This is a genomic window from Leucobacter sp. PH1c, assembly GCF_000633415.1.
GTDB lineage: Bacteria > Actinomycetota > Actinomycetes > Actinomycetales > Microbacteriaceae > Leucobacter.
On sequence record NZ_AYMV01000026.1, the window covers coordinates 17,486 to 41,052 of the forward strand.

The 23,567-nt window shown below is 73.4% G+C and carries 20 protein-coding genes; 8 read left to right on the forward strand and 12 right to left on the reverse strand.

What is annotated here, in order from left to right:
- Positions 1-72: 72 nt before the first annotated feature.
- Positions 73-2,274 (forward strand): DEAD/DEAH box helicase, encoded by a 2,202-nt coding sequence (locus U874_RS0109205; RefSeq protein ID WP_025134253.1) that lies wholly within the window; start codon positions 73-75, stop codon positions 2,272-2,274.
- A gap of 826 nt (positions 2,275-3,100) precedes the next feature.
- Here the strand turns inward: U874_RS0109205 and U874_RS15135 are convergent.
- From U874_RS15135 to U874_RS0109240, 7 genes are all read right to left on the reverse strand, one after another.
- Entirely contained in the window at positions 3,101-3,493 is a 393-nt protein-coding gene (locus U874_RS15135) for a nuclear transport factor 2 family protein (protein WP_081809956.1), read from the reverse strand.
- A gap of 118 nt (positions 3,494-3,611) precedes the next feature.
- Positions 3,612-5,024, reverse strand: a complete 1,413-nt coding sequence (locus U874_RS0109215; protein ID WP_025134256.1) for an aldehyde dehydrogenase family protein — start codon at positions 5,022-5,024, stop codon at positions 3,612-3,614.
- An 87-nt stretch (positions 5,025-5,111) separates the two neighbouring features.
- Positions 5,112-6,332 (reverse strand): multidrug effflux MFS transporter, encoded by a 1,221-nt coding sequence (locus U874_RS0109220; protein WP_232755902.1) that lies wholly within the window; start codon positions 6,330-6,332, stop codon positions 5,112-5,114.
- Positions 6,329-7,333, reverse strand: coding sequence for an alpha/beta hydrolase (locus tag U874_RS0109225; protein WP_025134258.1), 1,005 nt, complete (start codon positions 7,331-7,333; stop codon positions 6,329-6,331). The genes U874_RS0109220 and U874_RS0109225 overlap by 4 nt, the downstream gene beginning before the upstream one ends.
- The gene (locus U874_RS0109230; protein WP_025134259.1) at positions 7,326-8,357 is read right to left on the reverse strand and encodes an alpha/beta hydrolase; all 1,032 of its coding nucleotides are present in this window, start codon (positions 8,355-8,357) and stop codon (positions 7,326-7,328) included. Before U874_RS0109230 ends, U874_RS0109225 begins: the two co-directional genes overlap by 8 nt.
- Before the next feature lie 2 nt (positions 8,358-8,359).
- On the reverse strand, positions 8,360-9,325 hold the full coding sequence (locus U874_RS0109235) for an aldo/keto reductase (RefSeq protein WP_025134260.1): 966 nt from the start codon (positions 9,323-9,325) through the stop codon (positions 8,360-8,362).
- Between the two features lie 73 nt (positions 9,326-9,398).
- Complete coding sequence (locus U874_RS0109240) at positions 9,399-10,517, reverse strand: zinc-binding dehydrogenase (RefSeq protein ID WP_025134261.1); 1,119 nt, start codon at positions 10,515-10,517, stop codon at positions 9,399-9,401.
- Between the two features lie 137 nt (positions 10,518-10,654).
- On the opposite strand from U874_RS0109240, the gene U874_RS0109245 reads away from it, so the two are divergent.
- Positions 10,655-12,151, forward strand: coding sequence for an amidohydrolase (locus U874_RS0109245; RefSeq protein WP_025134262.1), 1,497 nt, complete (start codon positions 10,655-10,657; stop codon positions 12,149-12,151).
- Here U874_RS0109245 and U874_RS0109250 read toward each other — a convergent pair.
- The gene (locus tag U874_RS0109250) at positions 12,144-12,902 is read right to left on the reverse strand and encodes an SDR family NAD(P)-dependent oxidoreductase (protein ID WP_025134263.1); all 759 of its coding nucleotides are present in this window, start codon (positions 12,900-12,902) and stop codon (positions 12,144-12,146) included. The two genes, U874_RS0109245 and U874_RS0109250, sit on opposite strands and share 8 nt — an antisense overlap.
- 131 nt (positions 12,903-13,033) lie before the next feature.
- Here U874_RS0109250 and U874_RS0109255 point away from each other — a divergent pair, with 131 nt between their 5' ends.
- A complete protein-coding gene (locus U874_RS0109255; protein WP_232755903.1) occupies positions 13,034-14,065 on the forward strand; it encodes an aldo/keto reductase in 1,032 nt (343 codons plus the stop codon).
- 79 nt (positions 14,066-14,144) lie between these two features.
- On the opposite strand, the gene U874_RS0109260 is transcribed toward U874_RS0109255, so the two are convergent.
- Positions 14,145-14,888: an alpha/beta fold hydrolase gene (locus U874_RS0109260; RefSeq protein ID WP_025134265.1), complete on the reverse strand. Its 744-nt coding sequence runs from the start codon at positions 14,886-14,888 to the stop codon at positions 14,145-14,147.
- A 173-nt stretch (positions 14,889-15,061) separates the two neighbouring features.
- Here U874_RS0109260 and U874_RS0109265 point away from each other — a divergent pair, with 173 nt between their 5' ends.
- Genes U874_RS0109265 through U874_RS0109275 form a run of 3 tightly spaced genes read left to right on the forward strand, consistent with a single transcriptional unit; the run spans position 15,062 to position 18,190 of the window.
- Positions 15,062-16,036, forward strand: a complete 975-nt coding sequence (locus U874_RS0109265; protein WP_025134266.1) for a methyltransferase dimerization domain-containing protein — start codon at positions 15,062-15,064, stop codon at positions 16,034-16,036.
- Positions 16,037-16,040: 4 nt separating this feature from the next.
- Complete coding sequence (locus U874_RS0109270) at positions 16,041-17,087, forward strand: hypothetical protein (protein ID WP_025134267.1); 1,047 nt, start codon at positions 16,041-16,043, stop codon at positions 17,085-17,087.
- Positions 17,084-18,190 (forward strand): phosphotriesterase, encoded by a 1,107-nt coding sequence (locus tag U874_RS0109275; RefSeq protein WP_025134268.1) that lies wholly within the window; start codon positions 17,084-17,086, stop codon positions 18,188-18,190. The genes U874_RS0109270 and U874_RS0109275 overlap by 4 nt, the downstream gene beginning before the upstream one ends.
- A 34-nt stretch (positions 18,191-18,224) precedes the next feature.
- On the opposite strand, the gene U874_RS0109280 is transcribed toward U874_RS0109275, so the two are convergent.
- Complete coding sequence (locus U874_RS0109280; protein ID WP_025134269.1) at positions 18,225-18,821, reverse strand: TetR/AcrR family transcriptional regulator; 597 nt, start codon at positions 18,819-18,821, stop codon at positions 18,225-18,227.
- A gap of 202 nt (positions 18,822-19,023) precedes the next feature.
- Here U874_RS0109280 and U874_RS0109285 point away from each other — a divergent pair, with 202 nt between their 5' ends.
- On the forward strand, positions 19,024-20,601 hold the full coding sequence (locus U874_RS0109285; protein WP_025134270.1) for a GMC family oxidoreductase: 1,578 nt from the start codon (positions 19,024-19,026) through the stop codon (positions 20,599-20,601).
- Positions 20,602-20,622: 21 nt separating this feature from the next.
- Here the strand turns inward: U874_RS0109285 and U874_RS0109290 are convergent, their stop codons facing one another.
- Complete coding sequence (locus tag U874_RS0109290) at positions 20,623-21,510, reverse strand: formylglycine-generating enzyme family protein (protein WP_025134271.1); 888 nt, start codon at positions 21,508-21,510, stop codon at positions 20,623-20,625.
- A 224-nt stretch (positions 21,511-21,734) separates the two neighbouring features.
- A complete protein-coding gene (locus U874_RS0109295; protein ID WP_025134272.1) occupies positions 21,735-22,340 on the reverse strand; it encodes a TetR/AcrR family transcriptional regulator in 606 nt (201 codons plus the stop codon).
- Positions 22,341-22,546: 206 nt separating this feature from the next.
- Here U874_RS0109295 and U874_RS0109300 point away from each other — a divergent pair, with 206 nt between their 5' ends.
- Positions 22,547-23,566, forward strand: a complete 1,020-nt coding sequence (locus U874_RS0109300; RefSeq protein ID WP_025134273.1) for an ABC transporter substrate-binding protein — start codon at positions 22,547-22,549, stop codon at positions 23,564-23,566.
- Position 23,567: the final 1 nt, after the last annotated feature.

Sequence of the window (23,567 nt, forward strand, 5' to 3'; positions counted from 1 at the left end):
CGAGACCGCCCCGTTGTGCTCATGTGCGGCGGGGCGGTACGCTACCAGGTTTTCCCGGGGTAGACTAGTATGATGACCTCTTCTGAGAATGCCGCGCCCGAAGCTGGCGCGACCGCAACCCCCGACACCACTGAGGGCGAGCGCATCACCTTCGCCGAGCTAGGCCTCGCACCCGAGGTGCTCCGCGCCGTGACCGAGGTTGGCTACGAGACGCCGTCGGCCATTCAGGCCGCGACCATTCCGGTTCTGCTCGAGGGGCGCGACGTCGTCGGCCTCGCGCAGACCGGCACCGGCAAGACCGCAGCCTTCGCGCTTCCCGTCCTTTCCCGCATCCAGCCCGGCCAGGGCGTGCCCCAGGCCATCGTGCTCGCCCCCACCCGTGAGCTCGCGCTCCAGGTGTGCGAGGCGTTCGAGAGCTACGCCACCCACCTCCCCGAGGTGCACCTCCTCCCCGTCTACGGCGGCCAGGCCTACGGCCAGCAGCTCTCCGCGCTGCGCCGCGGCGTGGACATCGTGGTCGGCACCCCCGGCCGCATCATGGACCACCTGAAGCGCGGATCGCTCGACCTGAGCGAGATCAAGTACCTCGTGCTCGACGAGGCCGACGAGATGCTCAAGATGGGCTTCGCCGAGGACGTCGAGACGATCCTCGCCGAGACGCCCGAGGAGAAGCAGGTCGCCCTCTTCTCCGCGACCATGCCGGCGCAGATCCGCCGCATCTCCCAGCAGCACCTGCGCGACCCGCAGGAGATCAAGATCGCCGGGAAGACGCAGACGAGCTCGAACATCACGCAGCGCTACAACGTCGTCTCCTACACGCAGAAGCTCGATGCGCTCACCCGCATCCTGGAGGTCGAAGAGTTCGACGGCCTCATCGTCTTCACGCGCACCCGCGGCGACTCCGAGCAGGTCGCCGAGAAGCTCCGCGCCCGCGGCTACTCGGCCGCCGCGATCAACGGCGACATCCCGCAGAACGTGCGCGAGCGCACGGTGCAGTCGCTGAAGGACGGCCGCCTCGACATCCTCGTCGCGACCGACGTCGCCGCGCGCGGCCTCGACGTCGAGCGCATCAGCCACGTCATCAACTACGACCTGCCGATCGACACCGAGTCGTACGTGCACCGCATCGGCCGCACCGGCCGCGCGGGCCGCACGGGCGACGCGATCAGCTTCGTCACCCCGCGCGAGCGCCGCCTGCTCGGCGCGATCGAGAAGGCCACCAAGCAGCCGCTCACGCAGATGCCGCTGCCCGGGGTCGACGAGGTCAACGCGACCCGTCTCTCGCGCTTCGACGACGCGATCACGACCGCGCTCGGCGAGACCGCGCGCATCGATCGCTTTCGCGACATCATCGCCCACTACGTGCGCAACCACGACGTCCCCGAGCCCGACGTGGCCGCGGCGCTCGCGGTCGTCGCCCAGGGCGATACGCCGCTGCTCCTCACGGAGGAGGACGACCGCAAGTTCGAGCGCGACCGCAAGCAGGCCGCGCGCTTCCTCGAGGAGGGCGTGAGCGGTGGCCGTGGCGACCGCCCCGCGCGCGAGGATCGCGGTCCGCGCGAGCGCCGCACCGACCTGAAGATGTACCGCATCGAGGTGGGTCACCGGCAGAAGATCAACCCCGGCCAGATCATCGGCGCGATCGCGAACGAGGGCGGCCTCACCCGCGATGACTTCGGACGCATCCAGGTGCGCGACGACTTCTCGCTCGTCGAGCTGCCCGCGGACCTGTCGGGCGAGGCGCTCGGCAAGCTCTCGGAGACCCGGATCAGCGGCAAGCTGATCGAGCTCAAGGAGGATCGCGGACCGCGCGGCGGCGGCGATCGCGGGGGCTACGGCGGCGACCGCGGGGATCGCGGCGGCTACGGCCGCTCCGATCGTGGCGGCGACCGCGGCGGCTACGGCCGCTCGGATCGTGGCGATCGCGGCGGGGACCGCGGCGGCTACGGCCGTTCGGACCGCGGCGATCGCGGTGGCGACCGTGGCGGCTACGGCCGTTCGGATCGCGGCGATCGCGGCGGCTACGGCTCGGACCGCGGTGATCGCGGGGATCGCGGCGGTTACGGCGGCGATCGCGGCGGGCGCGGCGGCTACGACCGTGGCGACCGCGGGGATCGCGGTGGCTACGGCGGCGATCGCGGTGGCTACGGCGGCGATCGCGGCGGGCGCGGCGGCTACGACCGTGGCGACCGTGGCGATCGCGGGGGCTACGGCTCCGATCGTCGCGACCAGGGCGGCAACCGTGCCGACGGCAAGCGCAAGCCCCGCTGGTAGCGGGCGCGGCGCACCCCGCGCCGCATGACGAACGCGCCCCGGCAGGGATTCCTGCCGGGGCGCGTTCGTCGTTGTGGGCGGACTCGCGGCAGGAACCTGGCTGTTCGGAAGCAATAGATCCGATGAAGGTGAGGGTATCCTAAGAAAATCGGGTACAGTGGCGGAAGACCCTCCGCATCCCGCGGTACGGACGCGTCAGCCTCCCGCCGAAAGCGAGCCCACCATGACCCTCAGCCCGAAGCCCGACCGCAGTCTCACCGTGTGGGACGGCGGCGAGCAGCTCCGCTACACCTTCGCTGACTGCATGCGCTATCACGGCCCCGAGTTCCCGGGCGGCGTCGCGCACGCCTTCGCCGCCCTCGCCCGGGCGCTTCCGGAGCTCGCCGCGCGCACCGCGGGAGGGAAGGTCGATCGCCGCAGCGTGCGCGTGCGCACCCCGTTCGCGGGCCCGGGGGCGCGCGACACGTTCGAGCTCGTCACCCGCGCGGTGTCGGGCGGGCGCTACGAAGTGCTTCCGGAGCTCGCGCGCCCCGAGCGCGGCGCGGCGCTCTCGCGGTACCTGTTCGAGGTGAGCGCGGGGGAGGCGCAGGTGACCTGCGTGCTCCGGGAGGACGGGGTGGTCACGACGGAGTACCTCGCGCTCAGCGAGCGCGCGGGCAAGAGCGTCGAGGAGCTGGCGCAGCTCGCCGAGCTCGAGGCCGAGATGCGCGAGCGCGTGCTGAGCGGCGCCCCCGCCGAGGTCTACGCGCTCGAGTACTCGGCTCGCGGCCGCGGGGCGCTCCGCTCGGGCGACCGCTCCGGTGCCGAGCGGCGCCGGAGCGCGGGCCTAGCGCGTCGTGAACACCTTGCTCGCAATGCGCCACACGCCTTCGCGCCGGACCAGTCCGAAGTGGTTGCGGAAGTCCGCGCCCAGGAACTGTCGTTCGTCGAGCACCGCGTGGGCGATCTCGCCCGTCACGACGATGCCGTGGATCTCCGCGCCGTACTCCGGACCCGCGGGGACGGCCGTCGCGATCACGTTCGCGGCGAAATCGGCGCCGCTCATCGTGACGGCCTCGGGGCCGAGGGTGCCCCACATCATCGCGTCCTCCGTGAAGGCGTCGCGCACGGCCGCGGGGTCCGCGGCGACGCAGCCGTCGACGTATCGCTGGACGGCCGCGCGGACCGCGTCCTCTGCTGACTGCGGCGCGGGCTGCGCTGCGGACGGTGCTGCTGACATCTCTGCTCCTCGGGTGGGCTGGGGTGGGGCTCGGGTGGCGGGGAAGAACGGGTGAACGAGCGAGGGCGCGGCCCGCAGGCCGCGCCCTCCGCCGGGATCTCCCGGCAGCGTCAGGCAGCTAGCCGCTGATGACGTGCGGCTCGGCGACGGCCTTCAGGCCCTCGACGCCGAACTCGCGGCCGTAGCCGGACTGCTTCGCACCGCCGAAGGGGATCATCGGGTGCAGGCCGCCGTGCGAGTTGATCCACGTGGTGCCGGCCTGCAGGCGCGCGGCGACGGCGAGGGCCTGCTGGCGGTCGCTCGACCACACGGAGGAGCCCAGGCCGACCTCGAGCTCGTTCGCGAGCGCGACGGCCTCGTCGATGTCCGTGTAGCGGATGATCGGCAGCGCCGGGCCGAACTGCTCCTCGAGCACGAGCTCCTGGTGCGGGTCGATGTCGGCGATCAGCGTCGTCGGGTAGAAGTTGCCGACGGCCTCGCGATCCGGGTCGCCGCCGAGCACGACGCGCGCGCCGGACGCCTTCGCCGACTCGACGAGCCGGTCGACGACGTCGAACTGCGCGCGATTCTGCAGCGGCCCGAGCACGTTCTGCTCCTCGAGACCGACGCCCATCGGCACGGCCGCGGCGACCTTCGCGAGCTCCTCGACGACGGCGTCGTAGATCGAGTCGTGCACGTAGAGGCGCTTGAGCGCGGCGCAGGTCTGCCCGGTGTTGATGAACGCGCCCCAGAAGAGGTCCTCCGCGATCGCCTGCGGATCCGCGTCCGGGAGCACGATACCGGCGTCGTTGCCGCCGAGCTCGAGCGTGAGGCGCGTGACGTTCGCGGCCGAGGCCTCGATGATGCGCTTGCCCACCGGGGTGGAGCCCGTGAACATGATCTTGCCGATCTTCGGGCTGCGGGTCAGCGCGTCGCCGACCGTGCGACCCGGGCCGGGGACGATGTTCAGCACGCCCTCGGGCAGCACCTGGTTCATCACGGCGACGAGCGCGACGACGGAGAGCGTGGTCGTCTCAGCGGGCTTGATCACGACGGTGTTCCCCATGCGGAGCGCGGGCACGATCTGCCAGATCGAGATCATCATGGGCCAGTTCCAAGGCGAGATCGCACCCACGACGCCGAGCGGGCGGTAGTGCATCTCGGCGTAGCCGGACTCGTCGTCCACGAGCACCTCGACGGGCAGCGGGGTGTCGGCGGGCGTGCGGGTCCACGCGACGCAGCCGCCCACCTCGAAGCGCGCATTCGGGCCGTTGAGCGGCTTGCCCTGCTCGCGCGAGAGCAGCTCGGCGAGCGGCTCCGCGGAAGCCTCGATCGCGTCGGCGACGCGGTGGAGGATCGCGCTGCGCTCGGCATCGGGGAGCGCGGCCCATGCGGGCTGCGCCGCCTCGGCCCGATCGATCGCCGCCTCGAGCGCCGCCACGTCCTGCACCGGTGCGGTGCCGATCAGCTCGCCGGTCGCGGGATCGAAGACCTCGCGGGTCTCGCCGTCCTTCGGCGTGATGGCCGCAAGCAGGCTGTCGTAGGTTTCCATGGATCCTCCACTTCGAGTCCGGTAGGTGGTCTCAGGCTACGGGGCGGCCCCGCGTGCGCGCTTGTCTCGGACGGTACTCCGGTTGTCTCAGCGTGACCACTCGCGGGGCGCCCGGCGGCGCACCACGAGGAGTGCGACGAGCGCGGCCCCGAGCGCTCCGGCGGCGATGCTCGCGACCATCGTGAGCGCCGAAGTGCCGACGAGCGCCGAAATCGCAGGTGCCGTGATCGCGCCGGCGGTGAAGGTCGCCATGCCGAGCAGCGCGGAGGCGGTGCCCGCCCGTGCACCGTGCCCGCCGAGCGCGAGCGCGGTGCCGTTCGGGCCGCCAAGCCCGGCCGCCCCGAGGAAGACGGCGAGCAGCGCGATCACGAGCGGGGAGGGCGCACCGGCGAACGTCGCGCCGCACAGCGCGAGCGCGGTGAGCGCCCCCGCGGTCTGCCCGATCAGGTACATCCGCGTCGTGCCCACCCGGCGCACGAGCACGCGGCTCAGCTGGGCGCCGCCGAGCTGCGCGAGCGCGTTCACCGCGAACACCAGGCTGAAGAGCTGCGGGGTGAGCCCATACTGCTCCTGGAGCACGAAGCTCGACATCGACAGGTAGGAGAAGAACGCTGCGCCGCCGAGGCAGGCGGCCGCCATGAGCGCGACGAAGAGGGGATCGCGGAGCACCGCGCCCGCGTGGCCGAGCGTGGTGCGCAGCGCTCCGCCCTCCTGCGGGGCCGCGGCTCGCGTCTCGCGGAGGCCGAACTGCGCGACCACGACGAGCGCCGCACCGATCCCCGCGAGCACGAGGAAGATGCCGCGCCAGTCCATCACCCGCGCGAGCTGGCCGCCGATCACGGGCGCGATGATCGGGGTGAGCGAGGTGACGAGCGCGAGGAGGGAGAGCATGCGCGAGAGCTCGACGCCGTGGAACAGATCCCGCGCGACGGCGAGCGAGATCACCACGCCGGCGGAGCCCGCCACCCCCTGCAGGAATCGCGCGGCGAGGAGTACCTCGATCGTGGGGGCCCACGCGCAGACGGCCGAGAGCACGGCGAACAGCACCACCCCGATCACGAGCGGGCGCTTCCGCCCGAAGCGGTCGGACAGCGGGCCGGCGAGGAGCTGCCCGAGGCCGAGGCCGATCATGCAGACCGACATGGTCGCCTGCGCGAGGGCGTCGCTCGTGCCGAGGCTCCGGGCGAGCTGTGGGAGCTGCGGGAGGTAGAGGTCCATCGACAGGGGGCCGAACGCCTCGAGCGCGCCGAGCACGAGGGTGATGCGCAGGAGCCCCATCGGGCGGCCCGCCGGGCGTGCGGTGCTCATCGGGCGAGGATCCGGCGCCACCAGCTCTCCCGCGCGGCGTTCGCCGCCCGGGAGACCTCGGCCTCGGGGGAGAAGCCCGTGAAGCCGTGATAGGCGCCCGCCCATACATGGAGCTCCGCGTCGCCGCCGGCCGCCCAGATCCGGCCCGCGTACGCCACGGCCTCGTCCCGGAACACCTCGGCGGAACCGACCTCGATGAACGCGGGAGGGAGACCGCCCAGCTGCGCGGACCGCGCGGGCGCGCGCTCGCCGCCGACGCGCGCGGTGCCGCGATCGGCGCCGAGCGCGGCGGTCCACCCGGTGTGGTTGTTGTTCCGATCCCACGCGCCGAAGCCGTCGAACTGGCGCGCCGATACCGAGTCGTTCCGGTCGTCCAGCATGGGCGTGTTGAGCAGCTGGCCCGCGAGCGCGGGCCCGCCGCGGTCCCGGGCGAGCAGCGCCACTGCGGCCGCAAGGCCCCCGCCCGCCGAGGCGCCGGAGACGACGATGCGCGCAGGATCGACGCCGAGCGCCGTCGCGTGCTCCGCGAGCCATCGGAGCGCCGCGTAGCAGTCCTCCGCGGCGGCGGGCGCGGGGTGCTCGGGCGCCAGCCGGTACTCGACCGCCACCCCGACGGTGCCGTACCGCTCCGCGAGATCGATGAGCTCGCCCGTGCCGAAGAAGCGCGTGCCGAGCACGTAGCCGCCGCCGTGGATGCCGAGCACGGCGGGCCGCGGCCCGGTGTGCTCCGCGCCCGTGGGCCGGACGATCGTCACCGCGACATCCGGTGCGCCGTCCGGTCCCGGAATCACCCGGTCCTCCGCTGCGACGGCGCGGCCGGCGATCTGCTCCGTCATCGGCTGGATGATCGTCGCGAAGTGGGCGCGGTTCGCCTCGATCGTGTCCGCGCGGAGCGGGATCCGCTCCACGAGGTCGAGGAAGAACGCGAGGCCCGCGGTGAGCTCGGGGTCGTAGGGAACGGGGAGCGGTGCTCCGCCCGAATCCGCGCGCGGGTCACACATCGTCGCTCCCGGAGGCCTTCGCGCCCCGCGCGAGCACGCGGCGCAGCCACGAGTCGCGGCTCGCGAGCGCCGCCCGCGTGATCTCCGCGTCGGGCGCGTACATGTCGAAGCCGTGGCACCCGCCCGCCCAGACGTGGAGCTCGGCGTCGCCGCCGCTCGCCCAGATCCCGCTCGCATAGGCGGTGTCCTCGTCGCGGAACATCTCAGCCGCACCCACCTCGATGAACGCGGGCGGCAGGCCGCCCAGGTCGTCCGCGCGGCTCGGCGCGGCGTATGCGGGAGCATCGGGGGAGTCCGCGAGCTCCGCGCCGAGCACGCAGCGCCACGCGAACAGGTTGGCCTCGCGGGGCCAGGTGCCGATGCCGTCGTATTGCCGGCTCGACACCGTCGTGTTCGTGTTGTCGAGCATGGGGCACAGGAGGAGCTGGCCCGCGATGGCCGGCCCGCGGCGGTCGCGCGCCATGAGCGACACCGCCGCGGCGAAGCCGCCGCCCGCGCTCCCGCCCATGACGATGAGCCGCGAGGCGTCGCCGCCCAGCTCTGCCGCGTTCGCCGCGACCCAGCAGGTCGCGGCGTACGTGTCCTCGGCGCCCGCGGGGAACGGATGCTCGGGCGCGAGCCGGTACTCGACGTTGACGCCCACGGCGTCGTGCCGCGCGACGAGGTCGGCGAGGCGTCCGTGCTCCCAGGAGCGGTGCCCCACGATCATCCCGCCGCCGTGGAAGTTCACGAGGATCGCCCGCCCCTGGGGCGGCTGCGGGCCTGCGGGCGCGAACACCGTGATCTCGAGCGCGGGGGTGCCGGGCGGGCCCGGGATGCGGAGCTCGCGCGCGGTGATGCCGTGCGCCGCGGCGACGGCGGCGCCGTCGGGGAACGCAGGCCCGCCGTCGCGCATCCCCGGGAGAGTCTCCGCGGACAGCGGCGGGGCATCCGCGGCCGCGAGCGCTGCGAGCACGGGGGCGATCTCGGGATCGAAGGGCACCGGGGCGAGCGCGGCGCCGGGGGTGGGCTCGTGCGTCGTCATGCTCAGGGGCCTTCCGGATCGACGAGGCCGCGGTCAGCCCAGAATGGCAAGACGCGCGCTCGGAGCTCCTCCGCGCCCACGCGCTCGAGCACCTCCAGGCTGCCGAGATTGCCCTCGAGCTGCGCGACGCTCGACGCGCCGAACAGCGTCGTGGCCGTCGCCGGGTGCGTCAGCGTGAACGCGATCGCGAGCTGCGCGGGCGTCGCCCCGAGCTCGTCGGCGAGTGCACGGAACGCCGGCACGTCGTCGATGATCCGCTGGCGAATGCCGCCCGGATCGCGGCCCACCTCCCGCTCCGTTGCGGTCTTCCCCGCGAGGTATCCGCCCTCCATGACGTCCGAGGCCTGCATCGAGAGCCCCGCCGCGAAGAGCTCGGCGAAGGGCTCGCCGTCGGGGATCGCGCGGCGGGAGACGCTGTACTTGAGCTGGGCGATCTCGGGGCCGGGCACCCCCTCGGCCGCGGCGATGTCGCGGAGCGCCGCGATGTGCGACGCCGACCAGTTGTTCACGCCCCACGCGCGGATGAGTCCGTCCGCGTGGAGCTCCGCGAGGTTCCGCACGATGTCCCGCAGCTCGAGGTCATCGCGGCGGAGGTCGCCGAGGATCACGAGATCGGCGTACTCCGCACCGACTCGGAAGAGCGCACCGTCGAGCTGCGTGCGGAAGCCCGTGCTCGGATCCCAGCCCTCGACCCACAGCTTCTCGGAGAGCTGGTACTCCTCCCGCCGCACGCCGGCAGCGCGCACGATCGCCGAGAAGAGCACGTCGGTGAAGGCGGGCGGTCCGCCCGGGGCGGCGTAGACGCCGACGTCGAAGAGCGTGATCCCGCGATCGAGCGCGGTGCGCACGAGCCGGACGGCGTCCTCGAAGTGCATCCGATCGTAGATGTGCCAGGAACCGAGGGCGAACACGGAGGTGTCGAGAGCGCTCGTGCCGATGCGTCGGCGGGGGACGGGGGAGTGCGTCATTGCGTGCCTTTCACTGCGGGGTCTGCGGGGCGGCGCGGAGCGGCGCCGGGGGAGGAATGGGAGGGAGCGCGGGCTACGCCGCGAAGGGCAACCGGGGATCGATGACGGCCTTCACCTCGCGCAGCTCGTGCATGTTCGCGATCCGGTCCGAGGCCTCGGCGAGACTGCAGGGCGCCGAGAACAGCTCGTCCCAGGGGAAGCGATCCGCGAATGCGCGGAAGAACTCGATCGAGCGGAAGTAGTCGGCGATGTCGCCGTTCAGCGAGCCGACGACCGTGAGCTCCTTGCCCATGATCGCCGAGAGCGGGAAGGGGTCTCCCGCGGGGCCGGTTGAGCCGACGATCGCGATCGTGCCGCGCTGCGCGGCCATGCCGACGGCCTCGGGACCGATGCCCGGCGCCCCCGCGAAGTCGAGCACGAGGTCCGCGCCCATTCCGCTCGTGAGGTCCTGCACGCGCGCGATCGTCGCCTCCGAGCCGCCCGAGATGTCCACGGTGTGCGTTGCTCCGAAGCGCCGCGCGAGGTCGAGACGGGCCGGGGGCGCACCGACGGTGATCACCTGAGCGGCGCCCGAGATGCTCGCCACCGCGGTCGCGAAGAGGCCGAGCGCTCCCGAGCCCTGCACGACGACGCGGGAGCCGGGGCGTACCCCGCCCGCGCGGTCGAACGCGCGGAGCACCGTCTTCGCCGCGCACCCCGCGGCCGAGGCCCAGGTGTCCTTCACCTCCGCGGGCAGACGCAGTTTCTGCGCGCCGGGCGTCACGTAGGCGAACTCGGCGAGCCCGGCGGTCGCGTAGGGCGGCGCGTCCGTGCGCTGGAGGAAGCCGTAGCCGCGCGCGGTGCACGCGACGGGCTGGCGCAGCACGGTGCACCCGAAGCACTCGCCGCAGACCGATTCGGACCAGCCGATCCGATCGCCCGGGCGCAGGGGCTCGCCGAGCGCGTCGACCGTGCCCGCCCCGACCGCGATCACCTCGCCGACCATCTCGTGCCCGAGCATCATGGGCAGCATGCCGGGGAAGCTCATCTTTCCGGCCCAGATCTCGATGTCGGTGCCGCAGAGCGTGGTGCAGGTGATCCGCACGAGCGCCGCGCCGGGCTCGATCTCGGCGGGGAGGGGGAGCTCCTGCAGCTCGAGGGGCTGGCCGTGCGCGGTGAGCACGGCGGCGCGAGTGGATGTGGGAATCGTCATCGAGGTCTCCATTCCGGGGATTCGGCGCGGCCTCGTTGCCCGGTACGCCGATCGTGTAGGTTTTATTCTACACACGTTGACCATAAGTGCGATGGGGCGATCCGTTCCCCGCCGGTCCGTCCCAGGGAGGGGAACAGATGTCGAATCATCCTGCGCACACGGAGGCGGGTCCCCGGGGGGCCGCGAGCGCATCGGCCCGCGCCGAGATCGTGCTGACGGGCGGCATCGTCCACGTCATGGATGCGGCGAACCGCCGCGCCACCGCGCTCGCCGTCGGGGGCGGGCGCATCCTCGCGGTGGGCACCGACGCCGAGATCGCGCGCTGGGCGGGGCCGGGCACGCGCCAGATCGACCTCGGCGGCCGCGCCGTGCTGCCCGGCATCAACGACTCCCACCTGCACGGCTCATGGCTCGGCGCGCGCTGGCCGCACACCCTCTTCGGGGAGCCCGCGCCGGAGGGGGCGGTCGATGGGCGCCTCGTCTCCGACCGAGCAGAACGCCGCGCCGCCGTGCAGCGCGCGGGCGTGCTGCTCTCGGAGCTCGGCATCACGAGCTACACCGAACCCGGGCTCGGCCCGGGCGAGGACGACGGCGAGACCGGGAGCTTCCACAGTGAAGTGATCGAGGTCTACCGCGAACTCGCCGCCGCGGGCGAGCTGCGCCAGCGCGTCACGCTGCTCGCCCTCCACGGCGTCCTCGACGGTCCGAGCCGCACCGAAGCGGTGGTCGACGGGGTCCGCGCCCACGCCGCGCTCGCCGGGACGAGCGATCCCGCCTGGCTCGCGATCCCCGGTGTGAAGATCTTCGGGGATCTCATCCCGCTCACCCGCCAGGCGTGGACCGAGCGGGCCTACGACGACGGCACGCACGGGGACCTCCTCGTGGTCGGCGAGACGCTCGAGGGGCGGGCCGCCGGGCTCGCCGAGATGCTGCGAGCGGCGCACCGTGCGGGGCTCCAGGTCGGGCTGCACGCGACCGGCGACCGCACGATCGGACTCGCCCTCGATGCGTTCGCCGAGGCGGCCGCCGAGCCGGGCGCGCCGAGCGTCCGCGAACTCGGCCACGTGATCATCCACGGTGATCTGGCGACGCCCGAGCAGGTCGCGCGCATGGCCAAGCTCGGGGTGTGGCTCAACACCCAGGCCGGAATCGCGGCGCGCACGGGGGAGTGGCTCGCGGGAGTGCTCGGCGCAGAGGCGGCGGGCGCGGCCTGGCCGCTCGACCGTGCGCTCGCCGCGGGGGTGCTCGTGCTCTCCTCGGACGCACCCGTGCTCGATTTTGATTGGCGGCGCGGCATCGCCGACGCCGAGGCGCGCATCCTGGCGACGGGCGGTGCGGCCGATCCCGCTGCGCGCGCCGCGCGGCTGCAGGAGCTGCTGCGCTGCTACACCGCGCGCGCGGCGGAGCAGGATCGCGCGGCCGCGTGGAAGGGCACGGTCGAGGCGGGCAAGGTCGCCGACCTCGTGGTGCTCGAGCGGGATCCCTTCGCCGTGGGGGCGGCGGGCCTGCCCGAGGTGGCGGTCGACCTCACGCTCCTCGACGGGCGGGTGGTCTTCGATCGCTCGCGGGTTCCGGCCCCGGCGGAGCGGAGCGTGCGCGCGGCTGCGCTCCGCCGGGGCGCCGGGGCTAGGTGAGGAGCTGGCCTCCGTCGACCGGAAGGCTCACGCCCGTGATGTGCGCGGCGCCCGCTCCCGCGAGATACAGTACGGCCGGGGCGATGTCGTCCACGCGCGCGAGGTCGCCGAGCGGGATCCGCGTCGCCCACGCGGCGCGCGCCGGGGAGCCTGCGGGCATCGCCTCCTCGAGCATCGGCGTGAGCACGGGGCCGGGCGCGACCGCGTTCACGCGGATGTGGTGCTCGGCGAGCTCGATCGCGGCCCAGCGCGTGAGCGAGTCGACCGCGGCCTTGCTCGATTCGTAGGCGCCCATGCCCGGCGTGGGCTGGCGCCCGCCGATCGAGGAGATGTTCACGATCGCTCCGCCCCCGCCTCGGGCGATCCGGTGCCGGGCGAAGGCCTGGGTCATCGCGAAGGTGCCGAGCACATTGACGTCGAGGATCGCGCGGTACGCCTCGGGGTCGAGCTCCGTCACGGTGCCGTGCACGGACAGGATGCCCGCGTTGTTCACGAGCACGTCGACGCCGCCCGTCGAGGCGAGCTCTGCGAACACCGCGTCGACTGTGCCGGGATCCGTGATGTCGAGCGCGCGGGAGGTGGCCGCGGGGCCCGCGGCGTCGGCGGAGAGGCGCTCCGCCGCTGCGGCGACCGCCGATCCGTCGCGATCGGCGAGGATGACGCGGTCGCCCGCGGCGCGGAAGGCGCGGGCGATGCCCTGGCCGATGCCGCCGGCGCCGCCGGTGATGAGGATGGTGCGCGGTGTGGTCACGGTGACTCCTTCGTCGGGTTCCGCGCCCGCGGGTCTGGAGGGCGCGCGACTTATATTATACGATCGTAGAAAATAAAGAAGCGGGCCGGGCGGGGAGACTCCCGCCGGCCGGCGCCAGCAAGGAGGCGGCGATGACTGAGCAGAGGGGTGGCCCGCGCGGCGGGGCTGAGGAAACGATGCGGGGCGGGGTCGTGCCGCGGCGACGGCTCGGGCCGGGCGGGCCGGAGGTGCCCGTGTTCGCGCTCGGCTCCTGGAACATCTGGGATCGGATGGACGCGCCGGATCGCCGCGCGCTCATCGAGCGCGCGCTCAACGCGGGCGCGGCGTTCTTCGACGTGGCGTACTACAACATGGGCCCGCACGCCGAGGCGTCGCGCACGGACCTCCTCTTCGGGGAGGCGCTCCGCGACCTCGGTCTCGCGCGCGGTGACTACCAGCTGTGCGGCAAGCTGTGGCTCTGGGAGTATCCGCAGACCGGCTTCGCCGAGCAGATGCGCGTCTCCCTCGACCGCATCGGCGCGGGGCGCGGCGGCCCGGAATCGTTCGAGACCGTCGTCATCGGCGACTTCATGGGCGAGGTGAATATCGCTCAGGTCGTGCGCGACGTGCAGGCGGAGATCGACCGCGGCAGCTTCGCGAGCTGGGGGGTCAACAACTGGCCGGCCGAGGCCCTCCGCACGGCGCTCGACACGGCGGCGCGCGAGGGGCTCACGCCGCCGAGCTTCGCGCAGTTGAAGTACGGGCTCGTGCGGCGCAGCATGGCCGAGGGGGAGTTCTACGGGCGCTGGTTTGCGGACGGGGTGCTCGCGCTCCAAGCCTCGGACGCGTTCGAGGGCGGGATCCTCGTGGGGAAGCTCGCGCCCGCGCGGAAGATCGGGGCCGACGTCGGCGGGATCCGCGAGCGGATCGTCGCCGCCTTCCCCGAGGTGGCGCGCATCGCCCAGGAGCTCGGCGCGACGCCGGCCCAGCTCGGGCTCGCGTTCTGCCTCGCGAATCCCGCGACCGCGAACGTGCTCTTCGGGGCGTCGCGCGTGGCGCAGCTCGACGACAATCTCGGCGCCATCGCGCTGCTCGAGCGGGAGGGAGCAGGTCGGATCCGCGAGCTCACCGCCGAGCTCTGGCTCGACCGCGAGGTGCGGGCCGACGGGATCTGGGCGCCCTGAGTCCGGGCGCCCTGAGTTCGGGCGCCCGGAGTCCGGGCGCCCCGGCTCGCGGTGCGCCGCGCGCCGGGGCGCCCGCGGCTCAGCCCGCGAGGAACTCGATCGCGGCGGAGCGGAACTCCGGGCTGTCGAGCGCGCCGCGGTGGTCGCCGGGAACGGTCGTCATCGCGCCCTGCGGGAGTGCGTCGAGCAGGGCCTCGGCGCCCGCCGCCATCGGATCGGCGCCGCCGGCCACGAGGAGCGTGGGGATAGCGGGCGCGTGCTGCGTCGGAGCGAAGGGTTCGGCGCCGAGGCCCGCGATCAACCGCGCGAGCGATGCCGTGTCCTGGCCGGGCGCGGAGATCATGCCCGCCATCATGCCGATGAGCGGGTGGCTCGCGGCTGCGCCGCCGAGCGCCGCGGCGAGTTCGGCCGGATCGATCGCCGCGAAGGGCTCGGCCGGGCTCACGCCGCCGAGCACCATCCGGCGGATCCGCGGACCCCGCGCCGGGAGGTCCCACGCGAGCCGCCCCCCGAGCGAGTAGCCGATTACGTCGACGGCCCCCTTCGGCTCGCCTGCGGCGCCGAGCGCCGCGCCGATCGCGTCGCTGATCGCGTCGAGCACGGCACCCGTGCGCGCATCGGTCGCTCCCGTGAGCGCGGGGCTCGCGCCGTGGCCCGGGAGGTCGATCGCGATGACGGCGCGCCCCGCGGCGCCGAGGGCGTCCGCCCAGCCCGGGGTGAGGAAGTCGGCCTCCGCGGAGGAGGCGAAGCCGTGGAGGAGTACCACCGGCGGGGCGTCGGGGGCATCGTGGGGAGCGGGGAAGTGGTGTGCGGCGAGCGTCATTGCGTGACCTTTCGATGGAGCGGCGAAGCGCCGATTGTTTTTCTATGTTAGTAGAAAATAAACGACGCAGGCGCTGGACTTTGTCTGTCTACGTTCGTAGAATCTCGGGTGGCACTACTCGGACACTGCCGTCCCGTGCATCGCGGGCGGCCACGACAGCGAAGGACTCCGTCATGACCGCTACCCCCTCACGCATTGTCGACATCGCGATCGGCTTCATGGGCGCCAAGCAGCTCGCCGCCGCTGCGCGGATCGGCCTGTTCCGGGCCCTCGCGGACGGCCCCCGCGACCTTCCCGCACTCGCGGAGGCGACGCAGCACTCGGAACGCCAGGTGCGCACGCTCGCCGACGCGATGAACGGGCTCGGGCTGCTCGAGCGCCGTGCGGGGGAGTACCGCCTCGCGCCCGACGCCGAGCAGTACCTCGCGGGCGGCGGCTCCGTCGACCTCTCCCCGTTCATCGCGTTCCTCGACGACATCAGCTACCGGCAGTGGCTCGGCTACGGGCGCACGGTCGACACCGACGAGGCGGGCACGCTCGAGCTCGACGAGGCGGGATGGGCCGACTTCATGGCCGGTGTGATGACCTACAACGCGCTCCACGCCGAGCAGTTCGGCGCGGCGTTCGATTTCTCGGGCTTCCGCAGCGCGCTCGACTTCGGCGGTCTCGCCGCGGGCTTCTCCTTCGCGGCGATGGCGCAGAACCCCGAGCTCACCACACGCTTCGTCTACGCCCCGGGCTTCACCGAATCGATCGCCGCCGAGGCGGAGCGCGCGGGCTTCTCCGCCCGCGTGAGCGTCGAGGAGGGGGCCACGGAGAGCACTGAGCCCGGCGGCGCGCACGATCTCGTGCTGCTCACGCACGTGCTCCACCGCTTCGACGCGGCGCAGAACCGCGCGATCCTCGCTGCGGCGCGCGGGGCCGCGGAGGCGGGCGCCACCCTGATGCTGCTCGACTTCTTCCTCGACGCCGAGCCGAGCCAGCGCGCGATCGACGCGCTCCACGCCGGCGAGTACTTCAACATTGACGGCACGGTCGTGTACCCGATCGCCGAGGTCGAGGCCTGGCTCGCGGAGACCGGGTGGGCGGTCGACCGCCTGGTCGCGCTCCCGGGCAGCCCGCGCGTGCTCGTCGCGACGGCGGTCTAGCGCCGTGTCGCCCCGCGTTCCGCCGCCCGCCAGCGCGGCCATCCGCACGGTCTCCGGGCCGCTCGACCCCGCCTCGGTGGGGGCGGCGCTCGCGAACGAGCCGCTCCTGCGCGCCGCTCGCCCGGAGCGGGGGAACGCGGGGCTCCCCGCGAGCGCGGTCGCGTTCGCGCGCGCCCCCGTGTCGATCGAGCGGCTCGGCGCGCTGCAGCTCGGGGCGGCGAATCATGACGACGAGACGCTCGGGCCGGGGGAGGCGGACGGGGCGCTCCGGAGCTTCGCAGCGTCGGCCAACGGCTCCGGGCGGCCGCTCCTGGTGGCGCTCGCCGAGTCGGAGCCCGGTGATCCGGAGGATGCGGATTCCGACCGCGCCTCCTCGCTCACCCGGCTGAGCGAGGAGAGCGGCGTGGCCATCGTGCGCGGCGAGCTGCCGCTGGGCGGCGCGGCGCCCGACGGAACGGGCGTCGTCGGTGCGGTTCCGCCCGGCGACCCCGCGGGCTGCGCTCGCGCCGCCCACGCGGCGGCTGCGGCCGGGATCCCGCTCGGCCTCGCGCCAGCGGCGAGCCTCGGCGAGCTCCGCGTCGCGCTCGACCGGATCGCCGCGGCGGGCCTGCCCGGAACTCGGGTCCTCGTCACGGGTGCGGGCGGCCTGGTCGCCGCCGAGCACGCGCCCGGCGTCCCCGGAGTGGGTGTCGACCCGGCGCGCTTCGACGCGCTCCTCGATCTCGCCGAGGAGCGCGGAGCGGTGCTCTGCTTCGACGAGCTGGGCCGGATCCCGAGCGTGCGCACGGTGGTCTCGGACCACGACGTCGCGCTCGCAGTGCTGCGCGCGGAGGCCCGGGGGCTCGGCGGCGCGGTGGTGCTGAGCGCGCGGATCCGGCACAAGCACCGTCTCGGGGCGTGGGGCGGTGCGGGGCTCGAGTTCGTGCACCAGCAGTTCCTGCCCTATCTCGCGCGGCTCGGCGCCCCGCCCGGGCTGCTCACGGCGGTCGGCGGGTCCACGCTCGCCCGTTTCCTCTCCGTGCAGTCTCCCGCGAACGGCGTCGCCGCGTGAGCGGGGCGCGGCGGACGATCCCGCTCGAGGAGATCGCGATCCCGGACCGCTCGGGCCTCGTGCAGACCGTGCGCGGCCCGGTGCCGCCCGAAGCGCTCGGGGTCACCCTCATGCACGAGCACGTGTTCCTCGATATTCGGCGCCCGGCGCACTCGCCGAATCCGCGGCCCGGCGAATGGGGGCCTACGGCCGAGGAGCCCCTCACGCTCGCGAACCTCGCGGCCGTGCGGCAGGGGCGGGTGAACACCGCGAACGATGTGCTCGGCGACCCCGCGGAGATGCACGCCGAGCTCGCGGACTTCGTGGCGCAGGGCGGTGGCGCGATCGTGGAGGTGACATCCGCCGGGGTGGGGCGCGATCCGGGCGCGCTCACGCGGCTCAGCGCTGCGACCGGGCTCGCCGTCGTGATGGGGTGCGGCTGGTATCAGCGGGATCTCCACCCGCGCGACTTCGCGGAGCGCTCGGACGACGAGCTCGTCGCGGAAATCGTCGCCGACCTCGTGCTCGGCGCCGACGGCACGGGCATCCGCGCGGGGATCATCGGCGAGGTCGGGGCTGAGGGGGCGCCGGTGCACCCGGCTGAGCTGCGCAGCGTGCGGGCCGCCGGCCGTGCCGCCGCGCTCACGGGCGCGCCGATCACGCTGCACATGGGGGGTTTCGGTGAGGAGAAGCTCCGGGTGCTCGACGTGCTCGAGGAGGCCGGCGCGGATCCCCGGGGCGTGATCTTCGGGCACGCGGGCACGATCGCCGACGACATGGACCTCGCGCGTCGATTGCTCGCGCGGGGCGCGAGCGTCGAAGCGGACTTCCTCGGCACCACGGGGAGCCCGTGGGGCACGCTCTTCCCGTTCACGGACCGCGGGGTGGCCCGCGGCTTCGCCGAGCTCGTCGCCGACGGCTGGGGCGATCAGCTCGTGCTCGGCGGGGACGTGTGCCAGCGGGTGCAGCTGCGCAGTGCGGGCGGGCACGGCTACGGCTACATCCTGGAGCACTTCGTGCCGACCCTCGCGGAGTTCGGCGTCTCCGAGCGAGCGATCGAGCGGATCATGGTCGACACCCCCGCGCGTCTGCTCGCGTTCCGGGCGCCGCAGGGGAGCGGCTGAGGCCGCGGGAGCGGCGTGAGCGGCGTCGCGGACCCTACTCCGCGCGGCGCAGGCGCGCGATGAAGTCGGTGACCTGGCCGTTGAGCGTCTCCGCGTTCAAGCGATCCGGGCTCACCACGCGGATCACGGTCGCGCCGATGTTCATCATGATGATCTCATCGGCGAGCTGCTCGTCGGAGCGGGGGGAACGGATCTCGCCGTCGGCGCGGCCCTCCGCGAGGTAACGGAGGCAGCCCGCCTTCCAGCTGTCGAGGTGCGCGTCGTAGCCGCCCGCGAGCTCGGAGCTGAATGCGCAGCGCTCCCAGAACGAGAGGAGCACTCGGGCCGCGGTCGCGTCACCCTGCTCGATGGGCAGGGTGAAGCGCATGAACATCTCGAGCGCCGCGATCCCGCGCGCATCGCCGACGTGCGCGAGGAGCCGCTCGCCGAGGCTCGTGAGCGAGCGCTCGTACGCGCCCTGGATGATCTGATCCTTCCCGCTGAAGTAGTGCTTCAGCGCGCCGTTCGCGAAGCCGGCGCGGCTCGCGATCTCGCGCATGGTCGCCGCCTCGATCCCGCCCTCGACGATCAACTGCCAGGTCACGTCTACGATTTCGGCGCGACGCTGATCGTGATCGATGATTTTGGGCATGCCCTGTCCTCTCGCCGGCGTCGGATATCCTCCATTGTAGACGAAAAAACCTGCGCGGCGGCCGGGTGCGCGGCTTGTCGCGGGCTGCACGCCGCTTGACTCTCCGGGCAGGCCTCGCCGCCGCCGCTCGTGCGCCGCTCGCGGAGCGTGCGAGCCTCAGAGTGGAAACGCGTGCGACGGCGCCGCGTTGGAGAGGATCCCCATGTCGGCTCAGTCCCCTGCTCATCCCCGCCCGCGGAGCGTCATCGTGGTCGGCGCCGGTTCTGCCGGCTCCGTCATCGCTCGGCGGCTCGCAGATGCCGGTGTCGAGGTCACCGTGCTCGAGGCGGGCGGCGAGGACACGAACCCCGCGATCCATGACCTCAGCCGCATGGGGGAGCTGTGGCACAGCGCCGACGACTGGGACTACTTCACGACGCCGCAGCCGGGCGCCGCGGGGCGGCGCATGCACCTGCCGCGCGGCAAGGTGCTCGGCGGCTCGCACGCGCTGAACGCGATGATCTGGGTGCGCTGCGCTCCCCAGGACTTCGACCACTGGGCCGCACTCGGCAACCCGGGGTGGGCCTGGAACGACGTGCTGCCCGTGTACCGCGACATCGAGCGCTTCTCGGGCGGTGCCTCAGAGCTGCGCGGCGGGGACGGCCTGCTCGACGTCACCGACGACTACGCGCTCTCGCCGATCCAGCAGTCCATCATCGACGCCGGCGTGCAGGAGGGCCTCGCGCACAATCCCGACTACAACGGGGCCTCGCTCGAGGGCATCTCCCAGCAGCAGATCACCGTGCGCGACGGGGAACGGCTGAACACCTACATGGCCTATCTCAAGCCGGTGCGGGATCGCGTGACCGTCGAGGTGGGCGTGCGCGTGGACGAGCTTCTGTTCGCCGCGGATCAGGAGCCCGGCGCGGAGCCGCGGGTGATCGGGGTCCGCGTGACCCAGGCGGGCGAGACGCGCGAGCTGTTCGCCGATGAGGTCGTGCTCGCCGCCGGGGCGATCGACTCCCCGCGCGTGCTGCTCCGCTCGGGGATCGGGCCCGCCGAGGAGCTGCGCGGCGTCGGCATCGAGCCCCGCGTCGACCTCCCCGGGGTGGGGAAGAACCTCCACGACCACTTGCTCTCGCCGGTCATCTTCGAGACGGAGACCCCGGTCGGCCCGCCGCAGTCCGGCGTCTCGGTGACGCAGACCCACCTGTTCTGGAAGAGCCGGCCCGAGCTCGACCGGCCCGACACGCAGCCCATCAACTTCTCGGTGCCCATGTACGGGGAGAGCCTGGAGCCGCGAAGCGGCGACGGCTTCTCGCTCATGGCGGGGCTCGTCACGCCGCAGGCGCGCGGCGCGATCACGCTCTCCGGGCCGGGGGCCGACGACCCGATCGAGATCGACCTCGACGCGCTCGGCCACGACGACGACGTGGCCTCCCTCGTCGCGTCCGTGCGCCAGTGCCGGTCCATCGGGCGGCAGCCCGCGCTCGCCGCTTCCGCGGCCGACGGCGGTTGGGGCGCGACCGAGGTGTACCCGGGCCCCGAGGTGGGCGACGGCGACGACCTCGTCGAGTACGTGCGTCGCACCGTCGCGACGTACCACCACCAGGTCGGCACCTGCAAGATGGGCGTCGACGAGCTCGCCGTCGTCTCGCCCAGGCTTGCGGTGCACGGCGTCGCGGGACTCCGGGTGGTCGATGCGTCGATCATGCCGCGCGTCACCACGGGCAACACGAACGCCCCCGCCGTGCTGATCGGCGAGCAGGGCGCGCGCTTCATCCTCGCGGGCGAGCGCTAGCCGTTCCTGCTCCGGGCCCGGCTAGTCGCCGAGCGCCCGGAGCGGGAGCAGGGGGCGGCGGGGGTCCTCGCGGAGCGAGACCGTGCGGAACCCCGCGTTGCCCATCGTCGAGTCCGGCGTGTTCCGCGAGCGCCCGGCGTTGCGGAAGCGGTTGCAGTACGACGGATGGCAGAGGTAGCTGCCGCCGCGCAGCACGCGCTCGCGCGCCGTCGCGGGGCCGCGCGGGTCGTGCGCCACGTGGCGCTCGTACGCGTCGGCGGCGAAGCCGTCGGCGCACCACTCCCACACGTTCCCCACGGTCTGGAAGAGTCCATAGCCGTTCGGTGCGTAGTGCGCGGCGGGCGCGGTGCCGATCCAGCCGTCCGCCGCGGAATTGTGCGCGGGGAAGGTACCCTGCCACACGTTCGCCCGCCACACCCCGTCGCTGCCGTCGATCGGGGCATCGCCCCAGGGGAATCGCGCGCCGTCGATGCCGCCCCGGGACGCGGCCTCCCACTCCGCCTCGGTGGGGAGCCTGCGTCCCGCCCAGGCGCAGTAGGCCTGGGCGTCGTGCCAGCTGATGTGGACGGCCGGGTGGGAGGGGTCAGCCTGGGCCGCGTGCGAGGCCGGGCCCGCGGGGGTGCGAAAGTCGGCGCCGCGCACCGAGATCCACCACGGCACCCCGGGGACGGGGCCGACGATCGCTTCGCTCGGGGCGTCGACGAGGAGGTGGAACACGGCGGAGACGCCGAAGCGCTCAGCGTCACTCACGTAGCCGGTCTCGGCGGCGAAGCGGGCGAACTGCGCGGTGGTCACGGCGGTCGCGTCGATCTCGAAGGCGTCGAGCGTGACCTCGTGGAGCGGGCGCTCGCCGTCCGCGGCGAGCCCGTCGCCCTGCGCGTCCCCCATGGTGAAGCTGAGGGCCGGCACTCGGCACTGCGCGATCTCGTGCCGCGCGCGGCCGGCCGGGGCGCCTGCGTGGCCCGCCGGGGCGCCTGCGTGGCCCGCCGGGGGGCCTGCATGGCCGGCCGGCCGCGGGGGTGCCGGCGGGAAAGCTGTGGCAGCGGTGGCGTCGCGGGGCGGCGGGTCGTCCTGCCCGAGCGCATCGCGCGCTGGCGCGCAGCAGGCGTGGCGGTGCTGTGGCGCGTCGCCCGTCATGCGCGGGCCTCGCAGGGGCGGAAGCTGTCGAGCAGGGCTTCGAGGCTCGCGCTGAGCTTCTCGTCGCTCGCCGCGTCCGGCACGAGGACGGCGAGCATCTGCCACCCGGCGTTCCGCGCGGAGACCTCCTCGATCGCGATCTCGAGGTCGAGGTCGGCGCGGAGTTCGCCGTCCTCCGCGGCCTCGGTGAGGAAGCGCCGGATGAGCCCGCGGCGGCGCACGATCGCCTCGGTGTGGATCTCGCGGAGGGCCTCGTCCTGCGCCGCGCGGTCCCAGAACGAGAGCACGACGCGCGACTTCTCGGCGCCGATCCCCGCGAAGGGGAGGAGCACGTGCGACATCTCCCGGAGTGCATCGAGGCCGCGGATGCCGCCCACGCGGCGGAGCGTCTCCGCGTGGGAGGTGTTGAACACCTGCAGGTACGCCGCGGTGAGGAGGCTCTTCTTGTCGGGGAAGTAGCGCGCGAGCGCGCCGTGGGCGTACCCGATCTCCGCGGCGATCCCGCGCATGGTGACCCGGTCGAAGCCGTCCCGGATGATGATCCGCGTCACCGCCTGCACGATCTCCGCGCGCCGCTCGTCGTGATCGACAATCTTGGGCATCTCCGCACCTCCCTGGTGACTCGATCCTAGGAGAGCCGGGGCGCTGCGGGCGGGGAGCGCCCCGAAAATCTCCAACTGGTGATTAAACGTTATCACCCTGTGATCTTCGGGCGCGGGTGCGGGGCATATTCTTTAGTCACCGTTTGGTGATTTTAAATCGTGGCGGCTCGTCCGAGCCGACCCCGGAGCGACGAAGGAGTCGACCCATGAACACACGTACTCGGACGCTGCGGGCCGCGGCGCTCGTCGCCGCAGCGGCCCTCGCCCTCGCCGGCTGCTCGGCCGCCTCCTCGGGCTCGGGCGAGGGCTCCGGTGCGGGCGCTGGCGCCGGGGGTGGCACGCAGACGCTGCGCGTCGCGACGATCGGGCTGACCTCCGATGGCAGCCTCCTCACGGGGATCGCGCAGGGCTTCTTCGCGGAGGAGGGGCTCGATATCGAGACCTCGATCGTGGCCAATCCGCCCGCCGGCCTCGCTGCCGCGCAGGGCGGCCAGGTCGACATCGCCTACTCGCCGAGCATCCCGCTCCTGAACGCGCTCAGCCAGGGCGTCGAGCTCCGCGTCGTCGGCGCTGCCGACGGCTACCCGGCCGAGCCCGTCGCCGACGCGGAGTCCGCGGCGTTCGACGACACGGGGCTCTTCGCCGCCGTGGGCAGCGGCATCGAGCGGGTCGCGGATCTCGCCGGGAAGACGATCGCCGTGCCCGCCCGCAACGCGCAGTTGGAGGTGGTGATCGCCGGCGAGCTCGAGGACGCGGGCATCGACCCCGCCACGGGCGTGAACTGGGTGGTGCTCGACTTCACCTCGGCTGTCTCGGCGCTCGAGAGCGGCAAGGTGGACGCCGCCGGTCTCGTGAGCCCGTTCACGAGCGAGGCGGAGACGGCCGGGGCACGCCAGCTCGCCGCCCCCTCGATCGGCTTCTTCGAGACCGGTGCGACGGGCCTCTGGGTGACCGGCGCGCAGACGCTCGAGCGCAAGGCCGATGCCGTCGCGGCGTTCCAGCGCGCCATCGTGAAGTCGAACGCGTACGCGACTGCCCACCCGGACGAGGCGATCCAGGCCGGGCTCGACGCGACGGACTCGCCGCTCGCGATCGCCGATGTGAAGGTGCCTGTCTGGCCCGGGGCCGTGCTGCCCGAGGACCTCGCCCGCCCGAACGAGAAGATGGCCGCGCTCGGCTTCCTGCCCGCGCCGCTCGATCTCGACGGCGTCATCGTCTCCGAGTAGC